Here is an 11056-nt window from a genome sequence, read left to right as displayed (position 1 = left end):
CCGATGAGTTTTATAGAGAAAAATAATGCGTGACACAGTTTATTTTACACTACCTAAAATAACGATATCAGAAGGTGGCCACAAGCCACCTTTTATTTTTCCAGTTTCACATAGCCTAAACGGGTGTATCTCACTCCTTTACTTTCGTAATGAGACATAACCTTAGCCGATAATACATGCAACAGTTCACCATTCACAACAACTCTTGAATGACAACTCAACTCATTAGGAGAAAGACTTCGCCCCGCAGCTTTAACAAGAAAGACAAATCTGTTACCATCGCGGTCGGCAGCCAGAATATTCTGGTCTACATAGAAATCGGCCTTATATACATCAACCTGCTTCTTGACATTGATAACCTTAAGCAATAAGCCTTTGATATTCTCTCCTTTTTCACCTACAAAGTGGCTGACAGAAGAAATCCTGTTTTTATGAACTGTGATTTCGAAGTTTATCTTAGCAAACAATCTTGCAATATATATCAGTTTATCAAAACGGTCTGTATCCGGCTTAAACTTATTCGCAAGCCATAGCACATATGACGGTTCTACATAATAAATCTCAGCCAGGCGCTTTCCACGATATTTGCCAAACGAAATAATATCATCTGTGCGGCCATAATACATCTCGAACTCTGAGTTATCACGACACTCCAGTCTGACATTGCAATTCTGAAGAATAGCCATTGCACGTTCCACTGCAGCCTGAAATGTAACGGCAAGCGTCCTTATAAATAATGGCTGCTCATTAGGGAATAATCTCCATAAAGCATAATATGGTCTGAAATCTGTAGCCATGCTTATCGCATAAATCCCATGTACAGACGTTCTGCCATAATTGAAGCTGTCAATTCTGCCGTTATCAAACATAACAACCTCCTTTCATGTTCTTTTACGCAATATAATAAAAACATTTTATATTTATACAATAATGCAACAAAAAAAACGACAGACAATGTACATGCCTGCCGTTTTTATCATAAAATAACTCAGATTTTTATCTCAATCTTTCATATGCCTTTACTAACATTTCGTCCTTACCGATGGCACGTATTGCCAACCAGTCAAGCACAATACCTACAAAAGGCAAACAAACCACCCATGAAGGAACAAAAGTAGATTCACCTTTAAGCATAAACACAAATGTCACCAAAGTAGCATAGTAACCCACTGCCAAGATAATATTAAACAGTGTGAATCTTATCTGCACCATTCTCTTTTTGTACAGGAATATTGTAATCAACGAGATTATCGCAGAAATCATCTGTATAGCAAACAATGCCCATGGCTCATAACTCTCAGTTCCATCCTGTGATATCAGTGAGAGATTTGTAAACTCTGTTATAGAATTGTCAGTACCAATAAAAGAACCGACCGGATTTGAAATTACAATAACAGAAAGAATGGCAACAATTAGAAGATATACAGATTGAATACGTTGTATCATATAGACTATTTATTTTATCAGATTAACAATAAAAAAGCCGCTCCTTTGACGAAACGGCCTCTATCTCTTTTCAAGGAATACTAAAAGGCTCTGTTTATTTAAGCTTTTCTATTTCCTTAGCAGGATTTCTGTAATAAACCTTACCTTCAATATATTCCTGAGTAGCAATCAAAGTTGGTTTTGGAAGTTTTTCATAATAACGAGAAATCTCTATCTGCTCTCTGTTTTCGAAAACTTCTTCCAAATTATCATTATAAGATGCAAACTCCTGAAGTTTCTTTGAAAGATCGTTCTTCATTTCAACAGCAATCTGATTAGCGCGCTTGCCTATGATTGCAACAGTTTCATAAACATTACCTGTGTCTTCACACAGTTCCATCATGTTACGTGTTACGGTGTTGGTAGGAGCATTTGATTTTTTGTAATCCATAATTCGATATTTAATTATAAATGTTTTAATAATCTTCTTCTACAGAGCCAACAAACTTACTGGCTTCCTTAAATATATTCTCTACTTCCTTGGAATATTTACTTTCCGGAAATTCATTCTTGAACGCATAATACTCGTCTATAGTTTCACGCATACGGTCCTCTTTCTTTTCGAGAACACTTTCGCGTGCCATATCATATTTAGCACGGAGTATCAGAATAGACAAGTCTTCACGCAATTTTGTATAAGGATATTCCTTCAGGATATTCTGGGCTGTTACTACAGCTGCAAGATAGTTATTACCCGAACTGGTCATTGACGCATTACCTGTATATGAACCCAAGTCATAGTACAGTTTAGCCGACAGATATTCTTTCTCAACAAGCTTATCCTGCAGCTCAAATATCATGTTCTGTGCAATCTCATGACGTTCTGTTCCCGGAAAATACTCCATATACATCTGCAATTCCTGTATAGCTTTATATGTACTGCTTTGATCCAGTCTTGGTTCCGGAGTGTCAAGATACAAAGCCTTTCCGGAATTAAATCTTGCAAGTTCCGTATAAGTTCCGCGCGGATAAGTCGTGTAATATGTATTAAAATAATGCGAAGCTGTCACATAATCACCCTGATTGAAATATGTCATAGCAAGCATATACAATGATTCTTCACCAAATCTTGTTCCTTTCATGATAGGAATAAGCTCCTCCAGAATAGTTGCAGCCTTACTATTCTGACCTTTGGCAAAATATGCTTTTGCAGCCTCATATTTATATTCATAATCAGTACTTTTCAGTACACTGTTATACTCTCCACAGGAGCTCAGTAATCCTGCAGAAAGGAGAGCCATTACAATATATTTTCTCATATTTATAAAAATAGTTCTGCAAAATTACAGTTTTATTGCGAATAATACAATACGAAAACCAATTTTAATGATATTTTTACTCACAATAAAGCCACTAAGCAAATATTTGTGTACTTTTACAAAATAAAAAAATACTTATATGAACTTTGAGCTTATATCAGAATATAAACCTATGGGCGACCAGCCCGAAGCTATAAAGCAGCTGACGGAAGGTATAAACCATGGAGTAAAGGCACAGACACTCCTTGGAGTGACCGGTTCGGGAAAAACCTTTACTATTGCAAACGTAATTAAGGGAATAAACAAACCGACGCTTATACTCAGCCACAACAAGACTTTAGCAGCACAGTTGTACGGCGAATTCAAGCATTTTTTCCCCAATAATGCCGTAGAGTATTATGTCTCATATTATGACTATTACCAGCCGGAAGCCTATCTGCCGTCAACTGATACTTACATAGAAAAGGACCTCGCCATAAACGACGAAATAGACAAACTCAGACTTGCAGCGACATCCGCACTACTTTCAGGCAGAAAGGACGTTATAGTTGTATCGTCCGTATCATGTATTTACGGTATGGGAAACCCGTCCGACTTCTATGACAACGTAATAGAAATAAAGCGCGGCAAACTATTAGACAGAAATGTATTCCTCAGACGCCTCGTGGACAGCCTCTATGTAAGAAATGACATTGAATTGAACCGCGGAAATTTCAGAGTAAAAGGTGATACCATAGATATCTACCTTGCATATACAGACAATTTACTGAGAGTAATGTTCTGGGACGACGAAATCGACGCAATAGAAGAAATCGACCCAGTTTCGGGACACAAGATGGCAGAATTTGACGAATACAAAATCTATCCTGCCAATCTATTCATGACAACAAAAGAAAGCACTTTAAGAGCCATACATCAGATAGAGGATGACCTGACCAAACAAGTTGCTTATTTTGAAGAATCCGGCAGGCCATTGGAAGCAAAAAGAATCTATGAACGAGTGACATACGATATGGAAATGATTCGAGAATTAGGTCACTGTTCAGGCATAGAGAACTATTCCAGATATTTTGACGGACGCGAAGCCGGAACACGCCCCTACTGTCTGCTTGACTTCTTTCCAAAAGATTTCCTTCTCGTTATAGACGAAAGCCACGTCAGTGTGCCACAGATAAGGGCAATGTACGGAGGCGACAGAGCAAGAAAGAAAAATCTTGTGGAATACGGTTTCAGGCTTCCTGCAGCAATGGACAACAGACCTCTCAAGTTCGAAGAATTCGAAGAGATGGTTAATCAGGTAATATACGTCAGTGCAACCCCGGCCGATTATGAACTGGTACAGAGTGAAGGTATTGTTGTAGACCAGGTTATACGCCCTACAGGACTGCTCGACCCAATAATAGAGGTTCGCCCAAGCCTGAACCAGATAGACGACCTTATGGAAGAAATCCAGCAAAGGATAGAAGTCAACGAACGTGTACTTGTCACAACCCTTACCAAAAGAATGGCTGAAGAACTTTCTGAATATCTGCTTAATAACGGCATTAAATGCAGCTATATCCATAGCGATGTAGACACTTTGGAACGTGTAAAGATTATGGACGAGCTCAGACAAGGCATTCACGATGTTCTGATTGGCGTTAACCTGCTTAGAGAAGGACTTGACCTGCCGGAAGTTTCATTGGTGGCCATTTTAGATGCCGACAAAGAGGGTTTCCTGCGCTCCCACCGCTCATTGACACAGACAGCAGGACGTGCCGCAAGAAACGTAAACGGTAAAGTAATAATGTATGCCGACAAGATAACCGAGAGCATGCAACTTACTATAGACGAGACAAATCGCCGCCGTGAGAAACAGCTTGCCTACAACGAGGAGCATGGCATCACACCTCAACAAATCAAGAAAGTCAGAAGTCAGATTCTCGTAGATAAGGATAGCAATACTGAGAATATCGGTTCTGCACCTAAAGCTTATACTGAACAGACTGAAACTTCATATGCAGCAGCCGATCCAATCGTGCAGTACATGTCGAAAGACCAACTCAAGAAAAGTATTGAGCGAACAAGAAAGCTCATGCAGGATGCTGCCAAGAATCTTGATTTTATCGAAGCTGCACAATACAGGGATGAGCTTATCAAACTGGAGGATATGCTGAAAAACAAGTAATATAAAACAATAATAACAAAATCATAAATTAAGAAAGATGAAAGCTATAAGTAAATTGGTACTGCTTACAGTACTGACTTGTGCATGTACAAGCCAGGGTAACTACAACCTCACTGGAGAAATCAGCGGATTAAGCAATGACACAATATTAGTGATAAAAAGCGACCCTCTGACAAGAAAATCATTAGGGATAGACACGATTGCTGTAAAAGAAAATAGATTTGCGCTGAACACCTCTGATTCTTCATTAATATCATTATACATAATTGAAAAGCCTAAAGGAAACGGTGCCATAAGAATGTCATCAAACCCACCATTTATACTCCTTTCGGGAGAAAAAATGAGAATATCAGGACACATAGATAATCTTACGGCATCAGGTACGGAAATATATGACAATATTAATAAAGCAACAGATATAACTGAGAAGGAAAACGAAATCAGAAATCTTAGTAATCTAATATCTGAAGCATACAGGGAGAAGGACAGTAAGAGAACAGACTCATTGAAAGTTATTTATAAGGAATCAAGTGTACAGCTAAGTTCCCTGAAACTTAATTACATAAAGAACAACCCCGATTCTATTCTTTCAGGATATCTATTCCTAAGTTTAAAGAGTTCTGATGGAACAGAAGCAGAAAAATTGCTCGGAGAAGATATAAAGAACGGTCCGCTTGGGGAACTTATCTCAAAAACAGCTGCTAATTATAGAAAATTCACTGCTATAGAAAGGGCATCCGAAAATATTAAGCCCGGAAAACCTGCTCCAGACTTCAAGCTGAAAAATCTTAATGGCGAAGAAATGACTTTGGCCTCTTTCAATGGCAAATATACACTCCTTGATTTCTGGGGCACATGGTGTGGCTGGTGCATAAAAGGTATGCCTGACATGAAAAAGTATTATGCCAAGTATAAGAATAAGATGGAGATTGTCGGCATATGCTGTAGGGATACCGAAAATAAATGGCGTGAAGGAGTAGAAAATCTCCAATTACCATGGACAAATCTTTACAACGGTAATGATGACGAAATTGTCATAAACTATGCAGTAACCGGGTATCCCACAAAAATTCTAATAGACCCTCAAGGGAAGATAGTTGAAGTTTTTGTCGGTGAGTCAGAAGAGCTGTACAAAAGACTTGACATGCTATTCAAATAAAGACAATACGCCTTAAATGCATATAACAATAGCCACAAAGGAAACATATATCACAGAAAAGTTTCCTTTGTGGCTATCATATTTATACCGATTCAGTTTTCTTATTTTATACCAAGCTTCTTTCTCAATTCCTTATTCAAAGCATCCTTATGCATCATTACATAAACAGTCTTGGCACGTACAAAACTTTCAGACATATTCAGATATCCGCCGAAACGGTTTCTCTCAGTACCCCATGAATTCTTTGTTATATAATATTTGGTACCGTTCCGGTCTTTTGTCAGTCCGGTGATGTGCATCAGATGGTCATCAGTAGTTACAAACGATTCATATCCCGCCTGTCTTATCTCAGGAGTAACATTTACTTCCGGATATGGCTGTTCAAACTTATAAACTTCTTCCAGCCTTTCACCTGTTTTCATATTTTCAAAACGAGCCCTGTCCGTCTGACTGTATTCATCCATTTTTGTAACCTCCGGATTGATGGCAACACCGTTCGTAAACGAGAAACCTTTTTCGCTTACATCGCCATCCCAACATACTGTGTATCCGTTTTTCAATGCATTGTCTGTGGCAGACATCATTTCATCAAGCGGAAGATTATACATTTTCGCATGTTCCCAGTTGTCAGGTATCTCAAGTTCAAACGCCTCATAATAAGGTCTGTGAGTAAAGCTTGTAAGCATTACATAGTCATCCATATTGAGTCCTAAACTCTCTGCAAAACTTTTCGGAGTATATTCCTTGCCTTTGTATGTGAATTTTTCAGGGAGTTTACCCATATATATGTCAAACAGACTGTTCATCAGCTCGTTATATTCCGGACTGCGACGTTTCATTTCAACTGCTTTTCCTGCTATGGCGGACATATAACTCTCGAGTTCACTATGATTATGAGTCTTAGAATCGTAGTTTATTCCACCGTACACTTCTTCAGGCACGATACCTACCTGCTGAAAAGCAGTCATCCAGCTTGGAGAAATACTACCCTGGCCTATATTACCCTTTCCGCGACGGAGATAGTTGTCTGCCAACTGATTCATATATTTTTGTCTGACAATAAACATTTCAGACAAGTCATACTCCCCTTTTCCCATTCTGAGGAGTTCAGATTCCATAAATGATGTTGTCGCAAAACACCAGCATGTACCGGTCGTAGCCTGATTCTTTACTGAAGTTGCCTTGTTTGACACTATATCAGTAAACTGATATCCCTTAGATTCCTGTGCCATAACGGCAGAAGACGCGGCAATTAATGCTACAAACGTCAAATTTCTCACTCTCATCTCTCAATCTTTTAATATCAAAAAACAATAATCTTTTACAATGTGAATTTTATAGGATGCAAAGGTATACAAAAAACAGATTTTTCACTCATTGTTAAATAAGAAAGATTATTATTGGAGGAAACATAAAACGAAATGTTGTTAAAACAATAGAAATTTCCACTCAGTGAACAGCCGGTGAACACTTAATAAACAACAAATGAAAGCTCTCATTGCAGTTCGGCAACCGTTCACTGAATGTTCACCGGGCGTTCTCTGAAAGATTTACCTGACTAATGATGAATCTTTAAGTTTGGTTCTATAGTACCAGAACCCTACAATATCAGCCAACGCCCATCCTATAGGCACAGACCACCAAATACCGGTATAACCGACTGATGGAATAGAGGCCAAAACATATGCCAATATTACACGCGTACCTAAAGAAACGACAGTCAGCACTACTGACATTGAGGGCAATGCGACAGCACGATAATATCCATAAAGAAGAAACAGAAATCCTATACCTATATAAAAACTGCCTTCTATACGCAGATATTCCACACCGATCTCAATGATTTCAGTTTCTGCAGGAGAAACAAAGAAAGCCATAAGCCACGGCGACAAACAGAATACTATAAACGATACAAACAAAGAGAAAACAGTAGTAATGTACACGGCACTACGGATTCCATTACGGATACGTTCCTTGCGTCCTGCACCAAAATTCTGCGCTATAAAAGTAGAAAAAGCATTTCCGAAGTCCTGAACAGGCATATATGCGAACGAATCAATCTTTACAGCAGCTGCAAAAGCTGCCATTACAGCCGTCCCGAAACTGTTTACAAGCCTCTGTACCATAAGAATACCGAAATTCATAACAGACTGCTGAACAGCCGTAAGAAACGAAAATGACGTTATCCTGCGCAATGAACGACCACTGAATACACAATCCTTTCTGCGCAAACAAAGTTCCGGAAAATTCCTATTAGTGTAAATCCATAGACCGACAGAACCTATGATTTGGGAAATGACAGTGGCTAATGCCGCACCTTCTACACCCATGCCAAATGAAACCATCATAATAACATCAAGCACTATGTTAAGAACAACAGATATGGCAAGGAAAATCAACGGTGCAAATGAATTACCTACAGAACGGAGCAGAAATGCATAAAAATTATATATACAGACGGGAATCATCCCCAAAAACACGATGAAAAGGTAATCGTAGACCAGACTTTGCAGTTCACCGGGTGTTTGCAACAATTCTATTATAGGACAGAGAAACAGTAAAGAAGATACATTAAGAAGGACAGTAACCCCTCCTACCAGCAATACAGACGAGAAAATACTCTGACGCAAGCCTTCCATATCACCGGCTCCATACTGCATAGAAAACACAGCACTACAGCCCATGCTCAAACCTATGAAGATGGAAGTTACGAATACTATAAGAGCATACGATGAACCTACAGCCGCCAAAGCTTCGGCTCCTAAGACACGACCAACAATCAGTGTGTCTGCTATATTATAGCATTGTTGCAACAGATTTCCCAACATCAAAGGTAAAGCAAAACGTAACATTGACGATGTAATGCTGCCGTTTATCAAGTCTACTTTTCCCAAATTCATTTCCTCAGTCCGCCTCTTTTGATTAATATGTACAAATTAAACAAAAATATCAGTACCTGACTATTATAAACAAAAAAATCTCCGACCTTAAGCCGGAGATTTTACTATAGTTATCTGTTTATTTACTTCTTTTCGATATCGATACCCTTGTTACGGAGAGTCATACCCATCAATTTCAGATAATCTGAGTACTGCTTTTCGTTAAGAGTATTCTTCATCAATTTAAGATTTCCGTAAACAGCCTTACGAATCTTTTCATTGTTACCTTCTTTTGCTCTATTGGCGATTTTCATTTCTGCTTCGAAAAAGTCACAGATATCTGCTACTTCTTCACTCTGCTGAGAAGAAAGCTTAAGATACTGTCCTAACTGAGCTTTGTTGATTGAACCATTCCACTTTTCCGGAGTTGTTGTCTGGTTACCGTTTGCAAATACTGTTGCAGAAAACGCCAATGCGGCGATAAATGTTAATCCTGATTTCATAATACCTAATGTTTAATTTTTGTTGTTACCTAAAATACAATCTTTTCCCGATTGCCTTAATTTAATCTCATTTTGGTAAGTCATTTTCTATTCTTACCTTTCATTTAGCTTAAGCCTTTATCCTTTTACCGCTACAAAGATAAGCACGTTTCCGATAACGGAAAAACAAATGAAAGAAAATCTTCTAAAATCACGTCATTTGTTGATTTGCATCAAGAGTTTAACAGAATTTTGAACAATAACCGAATTTTAGTGTTAATGTAATACATATATAATAAAAGAGCCCGACACTTTCGCATATCGGGCTCTTTTATTATATATAACTCTTAGAATATTATCCACCAAAGTTATCGTACATGATAGATGATGGTTCAACACCAAGGCTGTCAAGCATCTTGACAACTGCGTTAGACATCGGACCAGGACCACACATGTAGTATTCGATATCTTCCGGTGCTTCATGATCGTTCAGGTAAGTTTCAAGCATAACCTGATGAACGAATCCCGGAGTATATTTAACTCCTGCAGCATCAGCAGCCGGATCCGGACGGTCAAGTGCAAGATGGAAGTGGAAGTTAGGGAAGTCTTTTTCAAGAGCTAAGAAGTCTTCAAGATAGAACACTTCGTTCAATGCACGTGCACCATAGAAGTAGTGAAGTTCACGGTCAGTAGTGTGCAGAGTACGTGTCATGTGCATAATCTGAGCACGCAAAGGAGCCATACCGGCACCACCACCTACCCAAATCATTTCCTTCTTAGAATCGAATATTGGGTGGAAGTCACCGTAAGGACCACTCATCAACACCTTGTCACCCGGTTTCAGAGTAAAGATGTATGAAGAAGCGATACCAGGATTTACATCCATGAAACCGCTGCGGTCCGGCTTGAACGGAGGAGTAGCGATACGCACTGTCAACATGAATACATCACCTTCGGCAGGATAGTTGGCCATAGAGTAAGCACGGATAGTTTCTTCTTCGTTCTTACATTTCAAGCCGAACAAACCGAATTTTTCCCATGCAGGAAGATATTCGTCACCGATAAGACTCTTGTCGATATCCTTGTTGTAATCCATTTCGAATTTAGGAATCTTAATCTGTGCGTATGAACCAGGAATAAAGTCCATATGAGCACCTGCAGGAAGCTGCACTTTGAATTCCTTGATAAATGTAGCCACGTTCTTGTTAGAGATAACTGTACATTCGTATTCCTTAACTCCCATTACTGATTCAGGAACCTTGATTGACATATCACCCTTAACCTTAACCTGGCAACCAAGACGCCAGTGGTCTTTCTGCTGCTTACGGCTGAAGTGGCTGACTTCTGAAGGAAGGATTTCGCCACCACCTTCTACAACCTGACATTTGCACTGTCCGCAAGAACCTTTACCACCACATGCTGATGGAAGGAACACGTTGTTCACAGCCAATGTATTCAGCAGTGTAGAACCAGATTCAACTTCCAACTGGTTTTCACCGTTTACTGTCACTTTTACCTTACCTGAGGCAACGAGGAAGTTCTTTGCAACCAGAAGGATTATTACCAACACCAGAATAGTCACAAGGAATACTCCAATGCTTGCTAAAATAAAATTCATATCCATT

General features: G+C 39.0%; 10 protein-coding genes. 2 read left to right on the top strand and 8 right to left on the bottom strand.

All coding sequences use genetic code 11. The features are described 5' to 3' along the window. Window positions 1-92: 92 nt before the first annotated feature. From QZ379_RS10420 to bamD, 4 genes are all read right to left on the bottom strand, one after another. Window positions 93-869 carry a hypothetical protein gene (locus tag QZ379_RS10420; RefSeq protein ID WP_291564170.1) on the bottom strand — a complete coding sequence of 259 codons (777 nt, stop codon included), beginning with the start codon at window positions 867-869 and terminating at the stop codon, window positions 93-95. Window positions 870-996: 127 nt separating this feature from the next. Next, entirely contained in the window at window positions 997-1446 is a 450-nt protein-coding gene (locus tag QZ379_RS10415; RefSeq protein WP_291564167.1) for a DUF4293 domain-containing protein, read from the bottom strand. 94 nt (window positions 1447-1540) lie between these two features. Further along, the gene (locus QZ379_RS10410) at window positions 1541-1876 is read right to left on the bottom strand and encodes a DNA-directed RNA polymerase subunit omega (protein ID WP_154042789.1); all 336 of its coding nucleotides are present in this window, start codon (window positions 1874-1876) and stop codon (window positions 1541-1543) included. 25 nt (window positions 1877-1901) lie between these two features. Continuing rightward, window positions 1902-2744 carry an outer membrane protein assembly factor BamD gene (gene bamD, locus QZ379_RS10405; protein WP_291564162.1) on the bottom strand — a complete coding sequence of 281 codons (843 nt, stop codon included), beginning with the start codon at window positions 2742-2744 and terminating at the stop codon, window positions 1902-1904. Window positions 2745-2883: 139 nt separating this feature from the next. Between bamD and uvrB the strand changes: the two genes are divergently transcribed. Both uvrB and QZ379_RS10395 read left to right on the top strand, forming a co-directional pair. Next, entirely contained in the window at window positions 2884-4911 is a 2028-nt protein-coding gene (gene uvrB, locus QZ379_RS10400) for an excinuclease ABC subunit UvrB (RefSeq protein ID WP_291564159.1), read from the top strand. A gap of 37 nt (window positions 4912-4948) precedes the next feature. After that, window positions 4949-6070, top strand: coding sequence for a TlpA disulfide reductase family protein (locus QZ379_RS10395; protein WP_291564156.1), 1122 nt, complete (start codon window positions 4949-4951; stop codon window positions 6068-6070). Between the two features lie 101 nt (window positions 6071-6171). Here QZ379_RS10395 and QZ379_RS10390 read toward each other — a convergent pair whose 3' ends face one another. The 4 genes from QZ379_RS10390 to nqrF all read right to left on the bottom strand — a co-directional run bounded on the left by QZ379_RS10390 (window position 6172) and on the right by nqrF (window position 11055). After that, a complete protein-coding gene (locus QZ379_RS10390) occupies window positions 6172-7356 on the bottom strand; it encodes a C1 family peptidase (RefSeq protein WP_291564154.1) in 1185 nt (394 codons plus the stop codon). 264 nt (window positions 7357-7620) lie between these two features. Further along, window positions 7621-8970 carry an MATE family efflux transporter gene (locus tag QZ379_RS10385; protein ID WP_291564151.1) on the bottom strand — a complete coding sequence of 450 codons (1350 nt, stop codon included), beginning with the start codon at window positions 8968-8970 and terminating at the stop codon, window positions 7621-7623. 122 nt (window positions 8971-9092) lie between these two features. Then, window positions 9093-9455 carry a hypothetical protein gene (locus QZ379_RS10380; RefSeq protein ID WP_291564173.1) on the bottom strand — a complete coding sequence of 121 codons (363 nt, stop codon included), beginning with the start codon at window positions 9453-9455 and terminating at the stop codon, window positions 9093-9095. A gap of 331 nt (window positions 9456-9786) precedes the next feature. Beyond that, window positions 9787-11055, bottom strand: a complete 1269-nt coding sequence (nqrF, locus tag QZ379_RS10375; RefSeq protein WP_291564149.1) for an NADH:ubiquinone reductase (Na(+)-transporting) subunit F — start codon at window positions 11053-11055, stop codon at window positions 9787-9789. Window position 11056 lies beyond the last annotated feature (1 nt).

Source organism: Bacteroides sp. (assembly GCF_019417265.1).
Lineage (GTDB): Bacteria > Bacteroidota > Bacteroidia > Bacteroidales > Bacteroidaceae > Phocaeicola.
This window is presented reverse-complemented; position numbering and strand designations above follow the sequence as displayed.